The organism is Paenibacillus sp. FSL R5-0341 (genome assembly GCF_037975235.1).
In the GTDB taxonomy this organism is placed as follows: Bacteria; Bacillota; Bacilli; order Paenibacillales; family Paenibacillaceae; genus Paenibacillus; species Paenibacillus amylolyticus_A.
On sequence record NZ_CP150241.1, the window covers coordinates 3,780,251 to 3,804,584 of the forward strand.

At 42.6% G+C, this 24,334-nt stretch carries 24 protein-coding genes; 2 read left to right on the forward strand and 22 right to left on the reverse strand.

Going from position 1 to position 24,334, the window contains the following annotated elements; genetic code table 11:
- The 17 genes from MKX75_RS16875 to MKX75_RS16955 form a co-directional block, all read right to left on the reverse strand.
- On the reverse strand, nucleotides 1-1,815 hold the full coding sequence (locus tag MKX75_RS16875; RefSeq protein ID WP_339166101.1) for a tail fiber protein: 1,815 nt from the start codon (nucleotides 1,813-1,815) through the stop codon (nucleotides 1-3).
- Between the two features lie 13 nt (nucleotides 1,816-1,828).
- Nucleotides 1,829-2,269: a hypothetical protein gene (locus MKX75_RS16880; RefSeq protein ID WP_339166102.1), complete on the reverse strand. Its 441-nt coding sequence runs from the start codon at nucleotides 2,267-2,269 to the stop codon at nucleotides 1,829-1,831.
- Nucleotides 2,270-2,274: 5 nt separating this feature from the next.
- Nucleotides 2,275-2,832, reverse strand: coding sequence for a phage tail domain-containing protein (locus MKX75_RS16885; protein ID WP_339166103.1), 558 nt, complete (start codon nucleotides 2,830-2,832; stop codon nucleotides 2,275-2,277).
- Nucleotides 2,832-9,734, reverse strand: a complete 6,903-nt coding sequence (locus tag MKX75_RS16890) for an NlpC/P60 family protein (protein WP_339166104.1) — start codon at nucleotides 9,732-9,734, stop codon at nucleotides 2,832-2,834. The genes MKX75_RS16885 and MKX75_RS16890 overlap by 1 nt, the downstream gene beginning before the upstream one ends.
- A 12-nt stretch (nucleotides 9,735-9,746) precedes the next feature.
- Entirely contained in the window at nucleotides 9,747-10,058 is a 312-nt protein-coding gene (locus MKX75_RS16895) for a hypothetical protein (protein WP_339166105.1), read from the reverse strand.
- Nucleotides 10,033-10,398, reverse strand: coding sequence for a hypothetical protein (locus tag MKX75_RS16900; protein ID WP_339166106.1), 366 nt, complete (start codon nucleotides 10,396-10,398; stop codon nucleotides 10,033-10,035). Before MKX75_RS16900 ends, MKX75_RS16895 begins: the two co-directional genes overlap by 26 nt.
- A gap of 81 nt (nucleotides 10,399-10,479) precedes the next feature.
- On the reverse strand, nucleotides 10,480-11,250 hold the full coding sequence (locus MKX75_RS16905; RefSeq protein ID WP_339166107.1) for a hypothetical protein: 771 nt from the start codon (nucleotides 11,248-11,250) through the stop codon (nucleotides 10,480-10,482).
- Between the two features lie 27 nt (nucleotides 11,251-11,277).
- Nucleotides 11,278-11,484 carry a hypothetical protein gene (locus MKX75_RS16910; RefSeq protein WP_339166108.1) on the reverse strand — a complete coding sequence of 69 codons (207 nt, stop codon included), beginning with the start codon at nucleotides 11,482-11,484 and terminating at the stop codon, nucleotides 11,278-11,280.
- Nucleotides 11,485-11,493: 9 nt separating this feature from the next.
- Nucleotides 11,494-11,928, reverse strand: coding sequence for a hypothetical protein (locus MKX75_RS16915; protein ID WP_339166110.1), 435 nt, complete (start codon nucleotides 11,926-11,928; stop codon nucleotides 11,494-11,496).
- Nucleotides 11,925-12,503 carry a hypothetical protein gene (locus tag MKX75_RS16920; protein ID WP_339166111.1) on the reverse strand — a complete coding sequence of 193 codons (579 nt, stop codon included), beginning with the start codon at nucleotides 12,501-12,503 and terminating at the stop codon, nucleotides 11,925-11,927. The genes MKX75_RS16915 and MKX75_RS16920 overlap by 4 nt, the downstream gene beginning before the upstream one ends.
- Nucleotides 12,500-13,075: a hypothetical protein gene (locus tag MKX75_RS16925; protein ID WP_339166112.1), complete on the reverse strand. Its 576-nt coding sequence runs from the start codon at nucleotides 13,073-13,075 to the stop codon at nucleotides 12,500-12,502. The genes MKX75_RS16920 and MKX75_RS16925 overlap by 4 nt, the downstream gene beginning before the upstream one ends.
- A complete protein-coding gene (locus tag MKX75_RS16930) occupies nucleotides 13,075-13,518 on the reverse strand; it encodes a hypothetical protein (protein ID WP_339166114.1) in 444 nt (147 codons plus the stop codon). The genes MKX75_RS16925 and MKX75_RS16930 overlap by 1 nt, the downstream gene beginning before the upstream one ends.
- The gene (locus tag MKX75_RS16935; RefSeq protein WP_311280524.1) at nucleotides 13,499-13,909 is read right to left on the reverse strand and encodes a hypothetical protein; all 411 of its coding nucleotides are present in this window, start codon (nucleotides 13,907-13,909) and stop codon (nucleotides 13,499-13,501) included. The genes MKX75_RS16930 and MKX75_RS16935 overlap by 20 nt, the downstream gene beginning before the upstream one ends.
- Nucleotides 13,910-13,923: 14 nt before the next feature.
- Nucleotides 13,924-14,937 (reverse strand): major capsid protein, encoded by a 1,014-nt coding sequence (locus MKX75_RS16940; protein WP_017687986.1) that lies wholly within the window; start codon nucleotides 14,935-14,937, stop codon nucleotides 13,924-13,926.
- 15 nt (nucleotides 14,938-14,952) lie between these two features.
- Nucleotides 14,953-15,321: a head decoration protein gene (locus tag MKX75_RS16945; protein WP_339166116.1), complete on the reverse strand. Its 369-nt coding sequence runs from the start codon at nucleotides 15,319-15,321 to the stop codon at nucleotides 14,953-14,955.
- A gap of 1 nt (nucleotide 15,322) precedes the next feature.
- The gene (locus tag MKX75_RS16950) at nucleotides 15,323-16,612 is read right to left on the reverse strand and encodes a hypothetical protein (protein ID WP_339166118.1); all 1,290 of its coding nucleotides are present in this window, start codon (nucleotides 16,610-16,612) and stop codon (nucleotides 15,323-15,325) included.
- Between the two features lie 44 nt (nucleotides 16,613-16,656).
- Nucleotides 16,657-18,105 (reverse strand): hypothetical protein, encoded by a 1,449-nt coding sequence (locus tag MKX75_RS16955; RefSeq protein ID WP_339166119.1) that lies wholly within the window; start codon nucleotides 18,103-18,105, stop codon nucleotides 16,657-16,659.
- A gap of 202 nt (nucleotides 18,106-18,307) precedes the next feature.
- Here MKX75_RS16955 and MKX75_RS16960 point away from each other — a divergent pair, with 202 nt between their 5' ends.
- Nucleotides 18,308-18,988 (forward strand): DUF4145 domain-containing protein, encoded by a 681-nt coding sequence (locus MKX75_RS16960; RefSeq protein ID WP_339166120.1) that lies wholly within the window; start codon nucleotides 18,308-18,310, stop codon nucleotides 18,986-18,988.
- 166 nt (nucleotides 18,989-19,154) lie between these two features.
- On the opposite strand, the gene MKX75_RS16965 is transcribed toward MKX75_RS16960, so the two are convergent.
- The 4 genes from MKX75_RS16965 to MKX75_RS16980 form a co-directional block, all read right to left on the reverse strand.
- Nucleotides 19,155-19,856, reverse strand: a complete 702-nt coding sequence (locus MKX75_RS16965; RefSeq protein WP_339166121.1) for a hypothetical protein — start codon at nucleotides 19,854-19,856, stop codon at nucleotides 19,155-19,157.
- Nucleotides 19,857-19,969: 113 nt separating this feature from the next.
- Nucleotides 19,970-20,374 (reverse strand): hypothetical protein, encoded by a 405-nt coding sequence (locus tag MKX75_RS16970; protein ID WP_339166122.1) that lies wholly within the window; start codon nucleotides 20,372-20,374, stop codon nucleotides 19,970-19,972.
- Nucleotides 20,375-20,896: 522 nt separating this feature from the next.
- Nucleotides 20,897-21,148 (reverse strand): hypothetical protein, encoded by a 252-nt coding sequence (locus MKX75_RS16975; protein WP_339166123.1) that lies wholly within the window; start codon nucleotides 21,146-21,148, stop codon nucleotides 20,897-20,899.
- Nucleotides 21,149-21,662: 514 nt separating this feature from the next.
- Nucleotides 21,663-21,923 (reverse strand): hypothetical protein, encoded by a 261-nt coding sequence (locus tag MKX75_RS16980; protein ID WP_339166124.1) that lies wholly within the window; start codon nucleotides 21,921-21,923, stop codon nucleotides 21,663-21,665.
- 332 nt (nucleotides 21,924-22,255) lie between these two features.
- Here MKX75_RS16980 and MKX75_RS16985 point away from each other — a divergent pair, with 332 nt between their 5' ends.
- Entirely contained in the window at nucleotides 22,256-22,822 is a 567-nt protein-coding gene (locus MKX75_RS16985; protein ID WP_062834963.1) for a hypothetical protein, read from the forward strand.
- A 767-nt stretch (nucleotides 22,823-23,589) separates the two neighbouring features.
- On the opposite strand, the gene MKX75_RS16990 is transcribed toward MKX75_RS16985, so the two are convergent.
- The gene (locus MKX75_RS16990) at nucleotides 23,590-24,276 is read right to left on the reverse strand and encodes a hypothetical protein (protein ID WP_339166126.1); all 687 of its coding nucleotides are present in this window, start codon (nucleotides 24,274-24,276) and stop codon (nucleotides 23,590-23,592) included.
- Nucleotides 24,277-24,334 lie beyond the last annotated feature (58 nt).

Here is a 24,334-nt window from a genome sequence, read left to right on the forward strand (position 1 = left end):
TTACCTCCAAATTATGATTACGTCTTTGGTATCTCCAGCAACTCCGCTCTCCAATGCGTATCCTATTCCAGTCCTATAAGTTAATAGGTCAGTTCCGAGATTGCTGCTTTTATAAACTTGGTCGTACTGAACGTTGTAAATAAGCAATCGATTTCCGCCTTGATGGGCTATTGCCAGATTAGAACCATCTGGTGTATAAGCTGCGCTGAAAGTCGTTTGAGCTGGAACGAATTGTGGATTGGGCAGACCACTAAATATGTCGTTAGCTAATTTGTAATTTATAAGAGAGGCAAAGCAAACTGTAAGATATTCACTTGTTGGATTAAACCTCACTGCACGTCCTTGATTAGTTGGTAATACTAAAGGATTGGGTAGCTTTTCAAACACATCTCCATTTCGTTTGTATAGCGTTAAAAATGGAGCGGTAAAATGAGCCGCAGCCAGATATACCCCATTTGGACTGAAATCCAATCCGCATACTCCTCCAGTTGGTGGGATGGATGGGTCTGGTAACTTAGTAAACACATCCCCCGTCCGCTTATAGATAGCTATGAAAGGTGCAGTTAAATATCCGATTGTAAGATAGTCGTCATCCACTCCAAAAGCAACGCTGTAAACCAATGCATTTGTAGGCAGGCCTGTAGTAATAGCAAGCCGAGTGAAACTATCTCCATTTCTTTTGTACAAGTTAAATGTCGAAGTATTAAGACCTCCGACTGCCAAGTAAAGACCATTAGCGCTGAATGAAACTGCTTTAGTCTCATCGGTAGGTAAGGGACTCAGGTTGGGTAGCTTAGTAAATACATCACCTGTCCGTTTGTACAAGGTGACAAAAGGAGATGTTGCATGCCCCACAGCTAAATACACGCCATCAGGCGTAAAGGATACTGCCCTTGCCACATTTGTTGGCATTGAAGTTGGATTGGGAAGCTTAATGTAATCCTCGCCCACACGTTTATACAAAGATAAATAGGGCGAGCTAGCCTGTGCAAAAGCAAGATATACACCATCACCGCTGTATGCTACACCTTGACCATCCCCGGTAGGAGCTTCGGCAATAGGAATGGACGTATAATCTGTTGACGTGTAAATAGGATCATTCGCAGCGATTGTCTCTGCATAAGTGCGTGCCACCTGTTGCTGGCCGTTAATAACTGTTGATGTCTCAATGGTATCGATCCCGTCAGCCAACTCTTCAAATGAATGCGGGGAAGTCCCTGCTACCGTTCCCCCTTTGACGATGACGGCGGTTTTGACAAGCTCTTTCCCCTCATCGACATGCGTAAAAACCTCGTTGAGCGCATCAACCAGGTTGTCCTTGTCAATTGTCTGTAGTTCGGCCAGATCCCCGATTTGAGATGCAACCAACTGCCGAACAGTGTTCACAGCTTTAGGTGTAGCGGCCTCGCCATCCTCATCTGATTCGATAGCATTGGAGAGTTGCGTAATCCCTTTCTGTGTTAGGGATGCATCTTCCGGTTCAGGGATATTGTTCAATCGCCGGTCAAGGTCTGTAATGTTGTCTCGGAATGTATCGTGATCGTAAGCCGTGAAGTATCTCGCCAATTTAGTTCCGGCAACCCACGATTTAGCCACGCCCTCAAACCCTCTGGTTACGCCTGTAACCTCGTTTCCGCTCTTTCCGGTGTAAAGTATCGTTTCAGCAGATTCATCTGTGCCTAGCGTCAGTTGGTTCGGCCCAGGAGGTAAAACAGATCCATCCAATACTGTAAAGCTGGTTTGTGTGTCATTGATTGCAGCAGCCAATTCGGTTTGCCTGCTATTGGCCGCTGCTGGGTACATGGTTTCAAGCAAAGGTCATTCCTCCTTAGTTCAAACGGATTTCAACTTGGCTTGCCAAGAATTTAAATATGTCGTTACTCAGAATACTGCGCGGCGACTCCAGCTCACCGAAGTAATATAAATTTCCGCCAGTAGCTGCATCCCTCAAAGCGAAGTGTGTAATCACACCCCAGTTGCCTGAAGCCACATCAAAGGCAACATCCACAGAAGACTTAATGACCATCTTCTGAATATCGCTCAGGGCTCCGGTTTTGGGATGGTATTCTCTCACAGTCGCCTGAGCCGGTGCGTCAAACAAAATATCCTTCCGCGCATATGCGCCTCCGCTCACTTCCTGCCCTGTGTCATTCCATGTCGGGTTAGATGTATACAAAGCCACGTACAGCTTCTCGGGAAACACGAATTGCTCTCCGCGAGCTGTGGCATTAAGGATTTTGGTTGCTAAATACTTGCCGATATTCGCCAAGATGTTCACCCCTCTAATAAATATTCATTCTGAAGCCTGAAACTTTGAATCGTATTGGAGCCTGTGTTAGTTAGAACAATTTCAGGACTGGCACATTCGTCCCCCACTGACAAAACTTTTATAGTCTCAGGTGAATTAACGATCGTCTCCTCCAGCATGTTTTCATCACTTTCCGGAAAAGGATGTTCTCCCATCTTGATCGGGATTGTCAGTTCTCCATCAAAAAGAATCTTCTCAATATCAAGCGTTCCGGCATACCGACCGATGTATCTCCTTCCTGGTAAATCATCGAAAGTGAATACGATATCCCCTTTTTTCACATTAAAAAGAGCCGCCACTTGGGCGACTCTTCTATGATAGTCAAGGGTAGTATCATCAGCCATGACGATACACTCCAGGTTAATTAATCTTGGACCATAGGTGCTACCAAAATCGATCTCTCCATCCCGTCCTGCAATTTCGAGACTGTAGTCCCTCGTTGGCGGCAAGACCGGGATGTTGTGTTTTTTTAAACCAAGTCCAATTGATCGGAATGACTTACCGTTCGCTGTAGCGTCAATCATCAGCCTTTACCTCCCTTTGCCTGCATCCTCCGCATCAAATTATCGCGTTCACTCCAGAAGACCTTCGCAGCCGATTCATCCGCGATATAAGTATCTCCTGATTTAATTACGAATTGATTACTGGTTCTCTCCGGATTTACTCCGTTTGAACCTTGAGGAACTGAGAATTCAGGCATTGTGAAGTCTAGTCTATGCATCCGAAGGTTTAAAAGATTAAATAACGAATCCTGTTGACGGTCATTAAGGATAGCTTCTCCAGCGTGCGCAATAACTGGTACAGCCGCACCGCGAGGACCTTTGACTACTCCCCCTTCACTAAAATGCTGGAGTTTCCCTGTATCTTTATCGATTCCATATTTCTTACGAATGGCATCGTTTTGTTCTTGAAGGAGTCGCATGGTTTCAGCATCACCACGGGCTTTAGCTGCATCCCAAGCATCCTTGTTGGCGTTATAGGTGTACAGATCAATTTCCTTTTGATATGCAGAGTCCTTCGAAGCGGTTCCTGGAGCCAAAGCTCCCCCAGAGACATCGGTCATTCCAAGTGAAGCACTTGCCGCAGCAATCTGATCAAGACGGCTCTGATATTCCAAAACAAATGCATCAAGCATTCCGAGTATCGTTTCGTTCTTCTCGCTCTCCTTCAAAATCTGAATATTTTTCAGATTCTCGGCAGACAGCTCAGTATTCGAAGAGAATTCATCAAAAGCGGAAGAGAGATTATCATAATGCGTTTTAGCATCTTGAATTTTATCGTCAAAATCTTTTTCACGAGTTGTTTTTTCCTCTTGTAACGCCGTTTTCTGATCTTCGAGCGCCTGTTTCGCAAGTTTACGACCATGTTCACGATCCAGATCCTCAATATCCTTTTGGACTTGCTTCCGCTCAGCAATACCCTCTGGACCAACGGCAGACTGGAGCTTTTCAAGACGAGCAACTTTCTCTGCTCGCTGTCTCTCATAGTCATCCTGATCATTACTTCTCTCCATGGCTTGAATCAGATCGTCAATAGCTTTGATTTTGGCTTCTTGTGCTGAGGTGAATGCGTCCTTCTCCGCTTGGATACGTTTAATTTCCTCATCTCTCGCGCTGTCCAATAGCTTTTTCTGTTTCGTTACCAATTCAGATACTGCCTTGGTCATTTCGTCCATCAGTTTTTTCTTTAGATCGTAGACCTTCTCATCCGCATCCATTCGTTGATCGCTTCCTACAAGGTAAGCTGCCTGAAGCTTCATATACTCTGCAAGTTCCTGCTGAGTAGTCATTTCGCCGATGGCCTTCAAGTGGTTGATCCGTTTTTCAGCAGCAGAGTAGTATTCTTTATCTAGATCCAGTCTCTGCTTATATATTTTTTGTTCAATATCCCATTGTTGTTCAGCAGATAGGGTTTTATCAGCCTGCATTTTCAGGTACTCTTGCAGCTCCCATTTCATGATGTCTACTTTTTGAGCACCGGACATTTCCATTTTCAAAGCTTCTTTAGTCATCCACTTTTCAGAAAATTCATAACGAGATGCAATCAATTTCTTGGAAGTATCTTGATACATTTTCTCTGCTTCGGCTCGTTGCTCTGCTTTTAGTGTGGTATCGTTGCGCATACGATTGTATGCTTCAGCTTGCATTTGGTAAATTTCAACCTCGGACTTACCTTGACGTTCCATCTGATCGGTTTGTTTATCGATCCAATTCGTAGAATTTTTAAATTTCAGATCCGTAACCTTGTTCGTCAAGTCATACACTTGTTTAGCTGATTCAACACGCTGTTCCTCAGTGAGGGCCGTATTCTTGAGTTGCCCCTGATAAAACTGAAGTTGCGTCTTGGTCATTTCCATTTCGGAACGGCCTTGTTGACGCATGCGTTCAACACGAGCTTCCATATTGGCCTGTGCGGTATCGAATTGGTCGCTGGCATACTGATCCTTCATGTCTTCTTTCTCAGACTGCACATCCCCGATTTTCTCAGTCAGGCTTCGCCGCTTATTAGTCAATTCATCCGATTTTAGCCCGGACTGTTCGATCATCTGACGCTGCTCCTGCATCAGTTTCTGTATTTCTGTTTTAAGTTTCAATTGAAGTTCATATTCGGCTTTGTACTCTTGGGAGTCTTTCTTCATGTTCTTCTGCCGCGTTTCAGATTGTTTTAAAGACAACTCTTTGTCGGAGATTTTCATATCCTTAATGCCAAGTTTACTTTCAAGTTCCGAGACATCAATGTTATAAAGTTCATCACTAATACGAAGCAGCTCACTATCAGCAGTGTTTTTTGCATCCTTCAATTGCTTCTGTGTAGGTTGTGTAGTTGTACTGGTCTTTTGAGGAGAATAATCAGCTAAAACTTTATCTACATAACCAACATCTCCGTACACCTTACTCTTATAGACTTTTTTGTATTTTTCAGAATAAGCAACCATGTCAGATTGATTGTACCCGCCCGACTTTTTAAACCAATCGATGATTCCAGATCCCATGTTGTATCCGCCCAGAGCCATGGCGACATCTCCGCCAGATTTCTTCAGTAACTCGGAGAGCATCTTAGTTCCTGCATCAATACTCTGTTTTACTGTCGCATTGTTCATGCCGTTAACTTGCATGACATTGGTTACGCCCTTAGCTCCAAAAGTTGATTCGCGTTGGATCACAGCAGCGACAAGGTATGGGTCAACATTGAATTGATTAGCAGCAGCATTAATCTCAGAAGCGTATTTGCCTGCATATGCCACTCCGCTAGAGGTCGTTTGCGTACTAGTGGATGTAGGGTAAGCAGCATCTGTCGAAAGCCCAGGAATACGAGTTGCTCCGTTGTATTTCGGTGCCCAATAGCTATTATTTAAATCGGAGACCTTTAACCCCGATTCCCCCATTTGAATAAACTTACTGTCTCCCATATAAATTCCGACATGTGAGTTGTCCTTACCATTCGTATTAAAGAAGACAAGGTCTCCAACTTGTAGGTTTTTCTTCGATACCGCAGTTCCCGCTTTAGCTTGTTGAGCTGCTGTACGCGGTACCTGTACTCCGATCGTTTCAAACATCTCCTGCACAAACTGAGAACAGTCTGAATAGGCTCGTTGTTTGAAGTCATCAAACGAACCGGTAAATTCACCGCCTATTTGCTTGTATCTCATCACACCCGAGTTAGCCAGGTCGACAGCAGTGGATAGCATTCTAGTAATATCTGAAGACGGTGACCCGCTTGTTGTTACTTCTGCTTGTGATGATACGAGTTGTGATGGATCGTTGTATCCTTGCTCGTAAAGCTTTTGTTCCTCCAGCAATGCCTTACGTTTCTCTGCAAGTATATCAAGATATTCTTTGGATGACTTCGCAACTCTTTTCTGTTGTGAATCCAATTTTTCCAAGGACTTATTGTAGCCTTCAATCGCCTTCTGTAAGTCCGTCATAATTTCTACGGTTTCTTTTTTGGCCTTGTTATTTTCTTCTACCCCGTAAGTGTCATCTTCCAGAAGCTTAGTCATGGCTTCGATCTGGTCATTGCTCAACTGTAGTTGACCAGCATATTTTTTAACGACATCGTTTAACTCATTAAGTTTTTGTTTTTTAGCTTCAAGTTGCTCATTAGCCTTTTGTTGAAGAAAATTAGCTATGCCTTGATTCATAAGCTGCGTGCTATTCAATTCAGAAGCATTCTTCTTCTGCTCCTCGGTAATTTCTTTTTCAATATCTTTAATTTTCTCGCGTGCTTCAGCAAAAGTTGAGATAGACTCAAACTCTTGCCCATAGAATTGAATTCGTTTTAAACTTTCCATCGCAACGCTTCGTGTTGAATCCCTCTCAGCCTTCAGATCATCAATAGCTTTCTTGATCTTCACTTGCCTTAATTTTTCTAGAATTTGACTTTCAAATATCCATCCATCCGTTGTTTTCCGGATCTGAGAAGCCAATTCAGGATATTTTAGAATCAAGTCTGCTACATTAGATGCACTTAATGACTGTCCTTTGGAGAGGGCGTCCGCAACTTGGTTCAGCTCAGAAACGGAAGAAACACTGGCTTGAACGGACTCTCTCAGAGCCTTAGTCTGCTCAACCAGTTTTTCAGTCAGTTCTTCAATCGTATCGGATGCCTTCCCATTTATCCCCGCCAAAGCATCTATTTCTTTTTGAGCTTCGACTGATTCTACGGTCATTTGTTGCATTTGGACATTCGCATCACTTAATGATGCTTCAAGTTCGCGATTTTTGGTCTCTAAAGAGTCCATTTTCAATCGTAAATTCTCCAGTTGGTTGGATGATTCGTCCACGCTTTTGAAACTGAAGATGTTCTTCATAAACTCCATGCCGCCAGCGATCAAACTATTTTCAAGAGACTCTATCTTCTCCTTCGTTTTTTCAATAGCTGCGATGTTTTCATTCATTTGGTTCTGTAAACCGTTTTTCTGATCTTCTAATACAGCTTTTCTGGCTTCCCTTTGCTTATCAATGAGTGAATTAAGCGCAGCAATTTGTGTTTGAGTTGCCTCATCCGTGAACCCCGCAGCTTCAAGCTGTGCCAATCCTTCTTTACCTATAGTCATCGCCAGAGCCTTAGATATCTCTTCCAGTTGACGTTTCGCCTGTTCCTGTTTACTTGTGGATAGCGTTCCGCCATCAATCATCGCTTTTAAAGAATTGTGAGCATTGACCATCTTCGGCAACAAATCAATCTGACGTTGATACTGACTTATCATTTGTTGACTCGCCGAATCGTTGTCCTTCATCATCTGAATCCGATCACGTTCTGCTTTTTCGGCTTCCCCACTTTTCATAGCAAAAATAGCGATAGCTCCGACAAGTAGAGATAGTCCCGCAGTTGCCGCCGCCATAGTAACCGTAGCAGCAGCCTGCGCCCTGCTCAATGCACCGGTTGCCACTGTTGCCGTGGTGGTCGCTACAGCTTGTGCTTCCCGTGCGGCTGTCTGCTGAACTGTGGAGATAGTTACACCTTCACTGGAAACGATATTAACTGTATTCGCAGCAGAATTCGCTGCTGTTGCAGTTGTACTGGCAACTGTTGTAACAGTCTCTTGCGCTTTTGCGGCATTCAGAACTTGAATTGCAGCTATTACAGACGCAATAGGACCGCTAAGAGCCTTATACGCCAACAGTAGTCCACTTAGTCCAGCAGCAGCGGCGTAGACGCCTGTCGGTATTTTCGTCAAACCGATCAATAACTGATCAATGCCATCTAGTACGTCTTTAATCATCTGACGCAATCCATCTTCGCCGGCAGTGTTAAAGATTTCAAGAAGTGACGTTCTGGTCTGAGCAGCCTTTCGCTGGATAGTATCCATTTGTACGGTCAAATACTGCATCGTAGATCCGGAAGAACCAACAGAAGCAGCAGTACCCAGCAAGATATCCCCTACGTTTAATGAAGCGGCCAGTTTTGCATATTGGTAAACACCACGAGAAATATCTGCATATGACTGAGTTAGATCATAGTTCTTGTCTGTTACCTGAATGGAGAGGTCCAAGAGAATATCTTCCGCTTTACGCCATTGTTCAACCCCGTCTACAACCTCCTTGGTTTTAACACCAAGACGCTCAATCTCATCCACTGCTTTATCCGTCCGAATCGTACCTAGAACTGTTTTCCACATGTTACCGAGGTTTTCCCCGGACAACGCCGTATTACGAACACCGGCAGAGATCAATCCGTTCATCACGTCAAATGACACACCTGTTTCCGCAGCAATTTTACCAGTACGTTGAAAAGCGGCTCCAAGGTCACGCGCCGGAGCCATAGTGTCATGGGCAACTTTTGACCAGGAATCCAGGACCCTGTTACCAATAACCATAGCTTCGTTGGCATTGGTGATATGGACTCCATATTGAGACATTACAGATTCCATGGACTTGGTAGCGTCCTCAAGCTCAACCATGTCCACCGTGGACAGCTTAGTAGATTGACGCACAAGCTCTTGAACAACGTTAACATCTTTGTACATACGGCCCCAGAGACGTGCTGATTCCGTGACGTCCAAAATGTTGGAACCGAGTTCGTGAGCAGTTTGGATAAAGGCTTTTGTCTCGCGGTTTAGCTTTTGAGTATCCATAACCATTTTGTTTGTGCCGTCTTCAAAATGAACAAAATAGTGTTCATTCGTCTGCACGTATCCGGCCATGTTTGACTCGATGTCTACTAAGCCCTCATGCATTGCCTGCGTGACTTCATGCATTGCTTTATACATTGTGTGGAACACAACGGCATGTGTAGCCATGTCACCTAATCTACCGATCCAGCTTTTAGAAACAGCATCCATTGTGGACCCCATCCGTTTGGTTTGCTGTTCAGTTTGAGACAAAGCTTGTCGAATCCGCTGTTCCTCTTGCAACACTTTTTCCCGGAGAGCTTCTTCTTTTCTCTGGCGTTCTGTCAGAGCAACACGTATCTTCTGTTCCTCTTGCAGTACACGCTCTCTGGTTCGGTCATCCGTTCCTGTACCTGTTGCTTTTGCAGCCTCCTGCCCGGTCTTGACAGAACGATTCTGAAGAATCTGCATCTTTTGTTGATGTTCACGTTCAGATTGCTCAATCTGCTGATTCCTTCTTTTGATCAATGCTTGTTGTGCCTGCATCTTAGCATCAATCAAACGATTGGTTTGTTCCAACTGTTGAGCCTTGGCACCAAGTAAGGCTGTTTGAGCGAGTTTTTGCTTATGTTGAGCTTCAGCTTCAGCGAGTATCTTTTGGCGGCGTTGATCCGCAGTTAAGGCCATCTTATCCATTGCTGAAGATATATTCTTGTATGACTTCTCAGCGGATGATAACTCAACATTCAGCGCCTTGAACGCATCAGCATTACCTTTAGCACCCGTATCAATGTTTTTAAATGATTGTAGCACTGTACCGGTGTCTAATTTTATCCGCGCAGCAACGACATCTCTATTTGTACCCTCTGCCATATTGTCTCCTTCCTACCTTGGCTGGAAGAAACCAAGATCGGATAAGTATTTTGCTTTCTTCGGCTTTTTGTTTTCAACCGAACCGCCATGAAGAGTGATTTCGAATTCACGAGAACGCTGTTTTTCATTCATCAGTGCTCGTATTTTAGGTATGGTCATATTAGGCCACTCTGTATCTGAAATTCCATTGCTGATACAGAGCGCCCACAGACCCATCCAGTCCGTTCCTGGTTGGTCTACTTCACCTTCATCCGAACCCTCATCATCACCGGAATCAGGATCTGGAGGAAAAGACTCCTTATAGAAATCGGTCCAAAACATCATCCAATGCCTGGATGCCCTCCATGTCCACTTGTTCACACTCTTCATCCGTTAGGCCATCAACAAAGATCATGTCAAATGCTTTCAAATACGCCTGCTCAATAGCTGGGCAATCAATGGCCGGAATAACTTGTTCTTCTACTTGTGTTGCTTCAATTGGGTCGCGCCCGATGACGTAACTAAACCGAATTCCTTTGAGATTCTTAGCATGCTGCCTTACTTCCCGGATCAACTTTATTGTCCCGACCTTGATAGTCTTATGGATACCTTCAGCCAAACGTACTGTGCTTCCAATATTCAAAGTCTGATCCAATGTTTTCTCTTCTTGTTCAACTTCACTCATGTTCATTCTCCTTTGAATTGAAATATAGTTTTTACCAAAAAAAGAACCCCACCGATTACCGGCAGGGTTGTGTGTGATAGTTTAAATTCCGAACTTGATAGTCATTGCATGACCATTCGGGTTATCTGGTGTGCGTTCAGGCTCCATGACTTGCAAATCCATGGTGGAAGTATTAGCTTTTTTACGTTCTTGGGATACGTCAAGCGTACCACCGCCGAGTGCTTTGTAAATAGTGAGTTGGCATTGAATCTCATCGTTCGTTTTGTCATCGATCAGCTTGAATCTGTGCGTGAACTTGAACGCTGTTGGGCGACGAGTCCCATCGAATGAAGTTTCCGTGCCCTGGTTAGACCACTTGTAGGTAACAAGAAGCTCTTTATCATTATTTGCCGTGGTAGATTCGATCACTCCCTCAGCAGTAATCGTGTATTGTTGATCGGTCGGCGTTGATGCCACGCGAGTAAGTTGAGTTAATGCATCAGTATCCGGGTCCTTGAGATAGACTTCGTCACTGTCGGCTACCAAGGTTTCTCCGAAGGCTAGTTTGTATTCGCCATTCTTCAGAAAAGCTGTTTCTGTTTCGTCAAACACAATTTCTTTCTTCTCTGTTTTACCGCCTTGAGACATATCAGCGATAGCTGCGGAGTAACGCGGCACTTCGATACTTACTTTGTCTTGTAGATCCCCTGCTGTGTAGTGGAATGCATATCCACTGTCGCCACCCATGACTGCCTGCCAGTCAAATTGCAGTTGTAAAGTAACCTTTGTTACCTTGTCCTCAACGTACTTAATTGTGTTATCCAAATTACGGGCTACGATTGTTCCTACGCCATCAAAAACGAGTGGTCTCATATTTATCCTCCTTGGGTATAGAGTTGATTAGACAAGCTCCCAGAGCCGCATATCAATCTCTTCAATTCGTTTGTAATCTTCGGTTTCTTTGTATCCCTCAATAGGCTTCTGACCGTCTATCAGCCCAAGTTTCTTTGCCAGTCGAATTTTTTCTTGAGTCAGCTTCTTAAGCTCAGGAATTTTTTCCTTAGCTTCAGGTTTTCCCTCTACTTCCTCGTGCTGTTGTTCAGACATATTTTCACCTCAATTCATACGGAGATAGTCCACATCAAAAATGGCCTTATATCCTTTGACACCTTGTATTCCAGTTGCAAAATCAGCATCATACGTTAATAGGCATAGGTATGTCGCCCAACCTGGCATTGTAATACGTTTATTGTGTAGCACTCGAAAGGCTCTTTCAAAAAGCTCTTTCGCTGAATAACCTGTCCCTGCATAAAAGTCCAGACAGAATTTACCCTCGAAAACCAACTGATTGGGTGAAAACCGTCCTGGCATAACATATTGGCAAATATGAGGAACCGTTTCGTTACTTACCGTGATTTCAGGTTCCATTCCCTTTGTCAATCTCTTCACTACCTCTTTGGAAGGTGAAGATGAGTCAAGCTCAAGTAACTCCATGAGTTCAGCATCACCTTTAAGCGCATGCTGAACTGCATCCAACAATTGAAGACTCAATCTCTCACCTCCCTGAAGTAACGATGATATGGAAACTCAGTAATGACACGACTAATCCCGTTTAATATCCGATCACGATTGGATTCAAGAGCTATACGCATGAAATAAGTAGGAGGAGTGGCTTTGAACGATGGATCAAGGTCACCACGTTCTGCCAACTCCTCCAAATCTACACCTGCGTATCCGCCTTTGGACTTTTTAATTGTGCCGTCGATAGCTCGGTAAGTACCTCTACCCCGGCCTACGACTACCCGGCTACCCTTTGACCTCAGCTTGTTCCATGCCTCACTGTTCATGTAGCTGACTAAGCCTGGGTTTTGACTCGGTCCAGCCATAAGTGATCCTTTACCGAATTGCTCAAGCCACGCTTGCCAGTAATCAGCGGTGATGTCACCTGAAATCATTTGGTTCGCCAGCACAATCATTTGCATTTCCAAACTCTCTCGGACAGCAGGGTAATATCTGATACCAGTCTTAGCAGTAAGCATAACGATTTTCGTCAGACCTGTGATTTCAACCGCCAACTTGTTTTCCAAGTCCTTCGCTGCACGTTCAGCATCATAACCGGTAATCATCGCCGGTCCTCGCATAATTGGATGTAAAGCAGATTCGGATACTTGATCCGATCAACCACATCCACTTGATACTTCTTACCAGCAATCACGATGCGGTCTGGACTTAACAATGCAGGATCACTCGGCTCCTTGACATCAAAACTGGTCTGCAAAAGAAGCACTAGCGAAGTTGTGGATAGAAGACCAGGTTCTTCTTGTTTGAGCTGAGCAGAGACATGTTGAGCGAAACCAATGATATCCCCGGCTACGAGTGTAAACTCAGGTTTGCCCTTTGGATTGTCATTCGTATCGAACTCCTGCATGTACCGCTGGACTTCCGCGGTAACGTTCGTCTTAATCAAGGAGCAGTATTTATCTTTGGTTGCGGTGAAACGGAGAGTTTGGACCAAGAATGTCATATCACTCTGCACGACATCCCCAGGTAATACAGGAGACTTAGGAGCAAAAAGGCCGTTGTACATGTACTCTTTACCGAGAACCGTAGTCGCCTTTGTTTCTCTGGACAGAATGACTTTATCCTGTTCCCCATTTACAGTGCAGGGAGAATGTCTATGAACGAAATCTTTATACATCAGAAACGCCGCCTTTCCTTCTCCCTAGTGGGACCAGACAACATAAATAATGGAGCATCCATGGTCTCTTGAAAACTAGAGATCAAGCCGATGAATTCATTTGCCTCTTCAACGAGTTGTGAGGCACGTCTATCCCAATTAACTGCCTGATTTTCGAAAGAGAAATCGAAATCTTTCATCGTTTTTTTGATTCTCGCAGCCATAGATGGAGCCAGTATAGCAGCAACCATACAAATAGCTGCTGCATATACATAGGCTTGATCATCACCAATCAAATCAGCGTAATCTGGAACTTGCTTTACAATCCTCGCTTCAGCGATTGGTAAAACAGAAATAGCGTCTATGTCGGATTCAGATATTACATCCTCACCAACGCCTAGACGCCCTCTTATTTCTTCGTGATATGTTTCTGTCGTAAGTATCTTATTCGCCACCAGCGTCACCGCCAGTTGCGGCAATCGCCTCTTTCAGCTCATCAATACCCATTTTTGTATAGCCAGGGATTTTCATTTCCTTCGCAACAGATTTCAATTCTTTCAGTTCATCATCCGAATCACTATTTTGGATGTCAGATTGCAGTTCATCAATCTGCGCCAAAAGTTCAGCCTCGCGCTTCTTTGATTCGTCCAACTCTTCCTGAAGCATTAATTCTCGTTCCGATGGGGTGTGCGTAGAAATTGAATCGACTTCAACGATCTCTGCCAGTAACTCACCAGTTGCTGCATTGCGAACTTGCTTCTTAGCAATCTCAACAAGTCCATCAGGGGCATCTTTTACGATGTCCCCTGCGTTGTATTCACCAACAGCATCAACCAAAATTTTCACAGTAGTCATAGGTTATTCCTCCCTCACGCCACTGTAGCAAAAATGTGCCAGTTGACGTATTTCAAACGTGGCAGCACAGTTGCCCCGTTAATTACTTGCCATTGGTCAGGGTCGCCTTGAATCAGTTTAGCGAGTGCGAATTTTCCGGTGTGACCAGTAAAGATGTCTTCGTAGTTGTTCGGGCTCGTCACTAGGTCCATGATAGAACCTGTCATGCCTTGACCAATGATGATTACAGCGTTGTCAGGGATAAACGGGTAGAACGTTCCTGTATCGTCAATGTATCCACCATCATACACTTCGTATTGAAGACCATTCAGGTTTTGGCTGACGATTTCTGAAAGCGAACCATCTGTTACAATATCTTTGCCGTAGGTGAATTTGATCAGATCGCGAATTTTTTCGTTTTGCTTCAAGTAACTGTCCACTTTTTTATTAGCTACAACTTTAACACCTCTTGCGCCACTCCCCCTGAATCTAAGAAGCCATTCATCAAGATTTTTCAAAGGATCAGCAGTTGCGATATTGTTCCAAAGGACATCAGCTGTAGGCTTGTTATTTGCCGGAACGCCGTAGTCGATTGTCCGAGAAGGTTTATTCGCAGTTGCTGGAACAACAAGGCTGCCTGTAAGTGATTGCCAACGCATCCACTCGAATCGAGTTTCAAGACGTTGGTTGAGATTCACCATTTTTTCAATCATGTATTCTTCGCCCCAAGTTTGCTCAAGGCTCGTGCCCGGCTTACGAAGAGTAGCAATCTTTTCTCGATCAATGATTGCCTTCTCACGCCATTCCTGGTTGGTGAATTCCATTTGTTTCACAACAGGAGCGGCATGGATCGGTGAGGGATCATTGAGTCCAGTAGGTGGGGTCATGCCGGTATCGTCGTAGGTAACATCATATTTAATGGTCAGCCCGAGTTCTGGTTTGAAATCCACACCATTTGTCAGGATTTGAGCACCTCGAAAACTGTTAATATCTGTCCGAATGTTCTGAACGACTTCCGTAAGGAAGTACGGGTCGAGTACGTTTGCCATTTATGTTGTTCCCCCTTATACAAAGTAGCAAAGCTTCAGCGCTGTTTTAGCCGCTGCATCAATGCCGGTCAATTTTGATTCAGTGAAAATACCAGCAATCCACGCTGAAGCTCCAATATCGGTGAGTGTAGTATCGTGATCATTGTCCAAAATGCAAACAGCGACTTGCGAACCGTCAGAAGCTGAGGAGAGATAAGGAACAAATTTATTGGAAGCAGTAACCCTCCCAAGAATAGTCCCCTTTTTAATCACTCCATTTCCTTTTACAAGCAACACGCCGCCAGGAATCCGAGCTTGCAAGTCCGTGGAAGCAAGAACTTCAACAAATTCCTGTGTGTTAATCTGACCAGGTCCCGGAGCACCGTTGTATTGAGATCCAATCATATTACTTATCCTCCTTCAGCAGATTACTTCTGCCGGTATTTTTGAGGGCGGCTATAGCATCAGCTCTAGCCATTTCCTTCGCCTCTGTTTGGAGTTGTTCTGGTGTCTTTTGACCAGCAGCCTGCGCGTTAGTTGGCGCTGTTCCATTAGCAGCTCCTGCAGGAAGATCAGGGTTATCACCCTCGGTATGACGACCACCGCCACCCAATGCGGCTTGAGCCTGAGCTTCGTAAGTCGCACCAATTTTTTCAATCTCAGATACTGGCAAGTGGGACAGCATAGCTTTCATAGTTTCCGTATTAAACGCTTCTCCCAACGCACGTACACCAGCTCCGCAAGCTTGCTCTGTAACCTTTGTCTTGTAGACTGCACCATCAGCAGCCTGAGCGCTAAGTGTAGCCAACTTCGAGGTAATATCCGCATCATTTTCAACGCCCAGCGCAGCCCGGACTTGTCCGAGCACACTATTCGCAGCAGTCAGCGCGATTGTTTGAGTTTGTGATGCTGCCAAAGCAGCCTTTTGTTCTTCTGTCACAGTGTCATCTCCTTCGGCCTGCGTTTTGGCCACATTGTTTTTTTCTTGCTTGATTACGAATCCATCAAGACCGGATTTTCCGCTAAAAGAATAAAAGACACGTCCGTCGCTAGGAAGCGACTTCGCATCTTCTGATAAAGCTTCCCATTTCACAGTTGCTTGTTGCTCAGTGACGTTGCTCATCCCCACTACTCCAGCACCCGGATAAGCTCCGTCAAAGACGAGTGAGTTCTCCATAAGATCACCGTCATTAATATCAACCGTACAGAGTTTTGTATCATACTCTCTGCCGCGTATGTGAGGGCAATTCCCGCCGAAATATTCCTGACCACAGATGGAACACGTTTGGCTACTTACCGTGAAGCCGATTGAGGTATCAAAGATCGTTCCGGCATCAATACCTTCCGCTATCTGATCTATCTTGATGTCACCGACCTCTTGTCCCAGCTTCATGTAATGGTCGGCATATAATGCCAGTTCATCGCCATCCATCTGTAATCGGCTGTCAAAGGTTCTTCCAAGTGGAATTGTCATGATGCCTAAGTTGGACCATGAGTGATCCAGAAGCAGCGACACACCTTCTCTGGCTTGGAAAGCCATCTTTCGAAGGAAGTTAGGTGTTAATCGGTAAAATCGACGTGGGATAATCTGATCCCCCACAAGCTTTGCTGGAAACACATAGGTTTCTTCTTCCGTGAGTGGAACACGTGCAAGTTGATTAATTCTCGCCAATTGCTCAGTTGTTGGCTTTGCCATTTACTTCTTTTCACCTCCTTCATGTAATAAACGACTCTTCTTTCTCAACTCGGTGAATTATGATCGTTATCATCAGACCCATACTTCTTCTCAAGACCGGCAAGCAACTCAGACGGTATATTAGGATCAAGCCCCATAATCCACCGTGCTTCTGTCGCCGCTTCTTTGGCAGTGATGTAGCGTTCTTTCTCCGCCAGTACATAGTTGTTAAGCTTCGCTCTCAGATCACGCTCTCTCTCCATTTCAGAACGTAGATCAATCGGAGCGTAGTCTGTCTCTACCAGGGTTTGAACGCCACGCACTCTTGCAGCAATAGAAAAAGCCCGCTTCCAGAAACGCTTGGTTACGTTTCGAGCGGACTCTACTGACTTGATATATATTTGAGTATCCACGGAGCTGTAAGTCTCAGTAGAACCTTGATGCCTGGATAGTAATGTGAGCAACGTTTTCAATCCAGTTGCCATCTGCGTATCGATAATATCAATCAATTTCTTAATATCAATCATTGGGCCTGCATTCCCACCCTTGAGATATTCAACCTTCACACTGTCCCAGTGAATCATAGCATCGTCTGGATTAAGCGAATTAAAATGTCCCATAATTTCACTCATACGTTCAGTCAACCACTTTTGCTGACCAGCAGGATTATTCTTATATTGATTAGGCATGTTTTTTAATAAAACTTCCTCAACCACGGATATATCCAACCTTGGGTATCCCTGATTGTGAACAACTGCCTTCAAGTCCTGCAAAACCTGTAAATGAAAAAACACCGCTTGAAGAACTGGTAATATCGGTGTTCGCCCATACGGATCATCAATCATTGGATCGAACTCTTCATAAATGAATGTCGGCGTATCGATCTTCTTATACTGACCAAACCAATCTTCGCCCACACGAGGACGTGGATTCTTGATGTATTGCCAAGGCACAAGTCGATTCGTCCCCTCTTCTCTCCTAAACCAAATCGTCGCAGGGTCAACAGGTATGATATCAATCACATCGTTACAACGATCGTTAAGAACTACTTCACCAGCACAAGCTCCACGCACCATGATCATCATCCGCTGAATCGTATCAAGCTTGTCCAGAGACCTTCCATGCTGATAACCAGTTGAGGGAAGTGGAGAATCCAGTAAGTTCTTGATTGCATCTAACATTCGCTGCCCGTTCTTGTCGTCACTACCACTCTGCTTCTTTGCTGTAAATGTAAGTGGAGTGTCACCCATACGCAAAAAATTGTAGAGCGCATGCGAAATATCGGGATGAACAGACACAAGAATCTCAAGCAATTCCTCAGCTGTATGGTTTTGGAGTTTAGTCAGATCAATATTATGAGCGCTCTGGTACTTTTTCGGGAGCCAATTGAATATATCCCATCCGTTTGATGACCCGGGCGAGGTCATTCTACCAATCCCCATCATCTGCCGCTTTACGGCAGCCGGAAGAACTGAATTCGCAAATGAATAAATGGCTTTATGATACCATTTCAATGCTTCACCTCCAGACATAAAAAAAGAAAGCAGGAAAAGTTTCCTTACCTTCTAAAGTTCTTCATACTTCTATGAATTTATAATATCATCGAGTTACTATATTGTTACTACGGATTTTAAAAAAACTCATAATATTATTTAACACCTTCAATAGTAACAATTGTATAATTAAGAAACATCCAAAATTGAGAGGAATTAGCATATGAAAAATACATATTTCCCACCAGAACTTTATTCGAAAAAATTCAGTTGTCCACACTGCGAAGTTTACACAACTCAAAGTTGGAGTAGCATGTGGTATGGACAACCTGGAAATATAGATGAAGTTAGTTCAATGTACCACTGCATGTGTGACCATTGTCAGAAAATATCATTTTGGTTTCAAGGAAAAATGATTCTTCCCTCCCTTTCTTACGCTCCAATGCCTCATGAAGATATGCCAAACTATCTACTTGATGATTACAATGAAGCGAGAGATATCCTAAACACCTCTCCTAGAGGAGCAGCGGCTTTGCTAAGATTGGTTTTAGAAAAACTATTAAAAGAGATTTTAAAAAAATACGATAAAACCAGCCAAAATATAAATAGTGACATAAAATTCCTTGTTTCAGAAGGCCTTCCTTTAAAAATCCAGAAATCACTAGATATTGTTAGGGTTGTCGGGAATAACGCTGTTCATCCCGGACGAATTGATTTGAAAGATGACATCAATACAGCACTCACATTATTCAAACTAATAAATATCATCATTCAAAACCAAATTACGGAACCTGCGGAGATAGAAAGCATATACAATGAAACAATCTCGGAAAACCAACGTCAAAGCATAGAAGAACGTGACTCTAAAGGAATTCTTACAACAGATCATCCTGCTGAAGCTTGATATCTAACACGTGAGATATTCCAGATCTCGAACCATCTGCATATTTATATGTCCAGCCTGTAGGTCATGAACCCCTAGGCTGGATAACATGATTCTGATATTCAAAACTTTCCCTTGAACAAAAATAGACCATCTAATCAGATGGTCACCGCAATGAATAACTTAACTACAATTTAACGTCAACCCTTCTATCAAAATTGAATTTCTTCAATAAAGCTAGTTTATGTTGATCATTGTTAAAATGATTATATATCAGGTGCAGCTCGTAATCAGAAGTATCTATATCCAATAACTTAGCTAGAACATTCTTTTGTTTTTCTGTTAAATCAGCATCTACAATGTACTGCAATATATAAAAAAAAGGATTAAACATAAACTCAAATGTAAAATTGATTTCTTTTTGAGGTCTGACACCTCTTCTACATTCATTAAAAATTAATCCCAAGGCATCTATTCCGCGATTATTTTCCTCGCCGTATACATAACTGTAAGTTTCAATTCTCTTATTTTTACTTGCAATTAATTCGTTAATTGTTGTGGTTGCTATCTGTAAATTTAGCAACTGCCTTTGACCCTCCAGTTGATCGGCTGATCTGGCAGTTTCCTCTCTCTGAATCTTTAACTCCTCAGTCTGCATCTCAATTGCTTCTCGTTGTAGTGACAACTCTTGTCGTTGAACCGTTATCGTATAAATGAGGCCAGCGAATGCTAGACCTGAAAACAGAGCATTAACCGCTCCGAACATATCTCCAAATGTCCCAGCTTCTAAAGCTGTTTTATCATACCACTGCGGAATGAAGTACCAAGAAGCACCCCACAATAAAATGATTGCCGCTACTACAATTCCAAAGATAACTTGCCTTCTCATCTTTCCACTCCTCGTCTATTTCTGACTCAATACCTTCCACTATCATCTAAAGAGTGAATGTGGTCAAGAAAAAGATGAGGAGGTTACAAACACCAGATGGCACTAGAAAAACTTCATTTAGCTTCACGAATGATACTAATATAACGATTTTTCTTACTGTGATCTATGATGTATATATTAAACTCACCGGCCTTAACTAAATAATTCTTGTAATCTTCAATTTTTTCATTTGGGCCAATATATACTTCTTTTGGCTTTTGCTTTTCGACCCACTCTCTGCTTACTTTTGTACAATTGTCAATGGAACGTGACTTAGTACGTATGGTAATCACATCATATTTATCCCAACCAAGGTCATAGATATCTTGTAGTTGATCAACCTCCTCTAGATCACTCGGTAATTCGTAATCTTCTAGAACTTTCAATAATTCAATTAACAATGAATCCTTCTGTTCAAATTGTTCAGATACCATAGAAATAAAATCTAGATTTGTTTCTTCGTGTACTTTTTTCAACACAACTACCACTCCAATTCCATTTAGTATTTCCAGTATCATACAATAGAAAGAAAAGAGTCAAGAGTCTTATTTATGTTGAGTTGGTTTCAACGCATCGATGACCACCATATGCATGCGTAGGCTCACTCAGCGCCTGTTCTCCGCTCTTCAAATGGCTGACCCCTGCAAACGACCGTCTCATGCGGAAAAGCTTAAAACGGCTTTATGAAGGCAAAAGAAAAAGCACCACGATGGGTGCCTTCCTTTTATCGCACTTTGTACCAAATCAGAACTGAGTGACCCGTACTTCCTGTTTGATATTGGATAGATACGATTTCATAATGCGCTCCCTCTCCATTAAGAAAACCATTGACCTTATGCTCAAGGGAACTTAAATTTGAATCCAAATATGTCTGAACATTACTTTTCATAACCTCACCTCCCCTAACAATATGAGAACGTGCTAGATATGATATACGACCTTGGAAGGTCTTGGTTGCAAAATTACAAATATTCGTTTGATAGCAAAAGAAAAAGCACCCGTTAAGGTGCCTCCTTATCAATGGTCAATTGCATCAATCCGCTCTCATGTCTAACTTTAATCAGCTCTTGATTGCTATCGACTCTCACGATTTCATGATCTTTTCTGACAACACAAACCCAATGACCGTCATTATAGGTTCGTTCTTCATACTTTAGATCCCCATCTTCATAAGGTTCTGAGGTATAGCTCCCATTTCTTACAAAAACGAAATTTTCACCTATATCAACTTTATTGTACTCAAAAAATGCCATAGACCTACCCCCTTGTTAACACCATTATCATTCGACAACTAAGAGGGGTTTACCTTCTTCACACAACAATCAGGAGGTTTGGGACAAAATTGTTTCACTCCATCCCATCTACCCCACACACAACCTTTGCATTTCTCTGGCTGCTTGTTCGGGCGAATGCGTATCTTCTTCCGTCTTCTGCTGATCACTTCAATTCCTCCAATAAAAAAAGCCGATCCAGTGAAGGAACGACTTTGGCTGTGATATGTACAATAATGGCTATTTGAATTACGTTTTCTGGCTATAAAATGACGCTATTGGCGAATGGTGTGACGCTTTTACAAGAATGGCGTCCGTACCGTCCGCAGCAAATGCACTTTGCTCTTTGCTTTTAAATGCATACGTACTATGTAACTATAGAGGAAGAACAAGGCCATTTTACTTATCATTCCAAACAGTAGTCAACTTCAAAACTTACACTCATTGCACTAATTCTTAACGTTTTCTACCCCATCCTCTGTTTTACTCATTAATTTCAGTTAGAAGGGAAAACAAATAACTGAGCAACTGCAAGAAGTGCAAATCCTATAATCAAAAGTTTAAATCCGCGTTGTGAGAACTTCTGACGATTACTAAAATCTTTGAACATTTCTCCTGCTTCTTCCCTGGTATGTGGAAATGAATAATTATTCTCTAATCCAATTGTATCTCTCGGTGCTCCCTTGTATGCATACCAGGAACCTATCCCTGAAATCACTATTCCCACCATATTAATTATCCAACTCACCAGCATCATGTGACCATCTCCTTTGTATTAAATATAGCTTAAACCGGGAGAAGGTTAAATAGAAAAGGCGAGAAGAGGAACGCCCCAGTCATATGCTGCTGTTGCAGCTGTGCGTTTCATTCTCGCTCGATTTCAACAATACAAATATATCACGTCTAAAGTCCAGCGAACGATCACTATTCATTCAAAATAAGGTCATTAATCAGTCAACAATTTCAAGAGAACACTTTGTAAACTTAATGTAAAATTTAAGGTTATATTCCTATAATTTGTGTTTGATAGATTGCTAGTGCTATAATATTCCTGTAACAACTAAATTTTATGAAAAGAGGTCTGAATCTATGAAAAAAATTAAGCAACTGGGAATCGCATCACTTTCCGCACTCTTACTGTCATCATTTACACTACCCGCTTTTGCCAGCGCTCAAGTTGCTAATGGCACTTTACCTGTCAACACAGGGACACAAATTGAATTGCCCACTGGTCCTATTAACAAAGATGCCAGAACTGAATTAGAATTAAGACAAGTTGATTACAACGCTCTTTTTAGAACTGTTGGTTCTGAACTAGGAATGACTACTGCTGCTGGAGAAGTAGGTACGCTTGGTTGGAAAACAAAACTGGCAAAAGAAGTAGCACAAGAATTAATCAAAAAACTCAAAAACGTTGGGTCACGTGCTTGGAATGAACAGATTAAAGTGTACGTAGATAAATTACCATTGACAGCTGGTGCAAAAACTACTTTGAAAACATACCTCAGCTATCAAGTACTGATGCAAGCTTTGGATATCATGGTAGATTTCTCAGGTACTGCAGAAGATGGTCTTTCTAATGCCTTACAGTCCATTGGAGTTCCGGGATGGTTAAGTGATCCAGCTGCAAGAGCGATTGTCTTCTTCCTGCTATAAAATCGAACTTAGGGAGGACTAAACGTGTACATACTCGCACTGTTTATACTCATATCTACAGGTTTGGTATCCATAATCGATATTCTATTTGGTATAAAAGATTCCGGTGAAGGAATCAGATTACTGGTAACTATCTCACAGGCTCTATTCTTCTTATCTTTGTTGTTCTTTGTGATTAAGATGCCTACTAAAAAGAAGTAACAACGATACTCTAAAAAAAGCAGGGTAGACTGGTTAATACATCAGTCCTACCCTGCTTTTAATATAAATCAACAAACGCCTTCCTTTGCTTGCTCTTGTATGACTTCTAAGCCCAGCGCACTTGCAAGTACACTCACCGCTTCAAGCTTAATTCTTCTAAATGTGCTTTCACTTATTCCCATCTCTCCGCAACTAATATAATCGAACTCCCCCTCATTATCCAGGTAACTGCGCTGAATAACTTCACGTTATGAACTTGAGAGTCTATTCATTACAATTTCAAGCGCTTCATCCATCCGAATAAATTCCGCTTCCTTGTCTGCGTTGTAAACAGTATAACAATCGAAGGAACATAGGCAGAAACTTCCCTTTGCTCTTTGCTGAATATAGAAAAGGAGAGGAGAGGAGCGACCCCTGGTCATGTACCACATTGTGCAGCCGTACGCTTCATTCGCGCCTTTTTCTATGTCTCCTAATGTATCACGGAAAAATGGTCATATGGAGTTCAACATAGTCTCAATATGAGGTCAAGTAAGGTTCATATTTGGACCAAATAATTAAGGACCTCATTTAGTTGGTATGCCAGCATAGAAACTTTCCATTTTGCTGGTATAGTCATAAAATGACAAGCGGGCTCTTATTTTCGAATCATTGCTCTTTAAAGTTTGAGTGACAATATTTGATCTACTATGGTCTCCGTTTAATTCAATTGGTTCCGAAACATCCTCAATTATTGCAGTGAGACATAACTTCAAATCTTCAGATGCACCATTAAGATATTGAAATGTGTTTGAGTAAACATCCGATTGACTCCATTCTTTAGACATCCCTGATAACTCTTTTTTTATTTGTTCCAGCTCGGGAAGTAATGATTTAGCTTCGGAAACGGATAAGTTTGAAGCATCCTCATTTATACCTTCTGTTATAGCAACAAGTCTCTCGTATATTGGTTCTATAACTTCATTAAATCTCTTTGTCTCTGCCTTATTATTTTCCCTCAGTAGTGCCTCTTTCGCCATTGTTTTTAAGGCTGCTGCATCTTTACTATTAGGCTCTTCTATCAAAGCGTTTTGTATGTACTCCAGTGTTTCCTCGTATTTACCTTCCTTCATAGAATCTTTGGCTTTTCTCATGTATCCTTCGTATGCATTAAACATTGTACAAGCTGAACAAACAAGCACTATAACAATTAAAAATAAAATAATTTTACGCACCGCTACTCCCCTTTCTAATGAAAATTTTGTAATCTTCAAGTTATTATACCATCTACCCATTTAACTATTACATGAAAATGACTGATCACTCAATAAA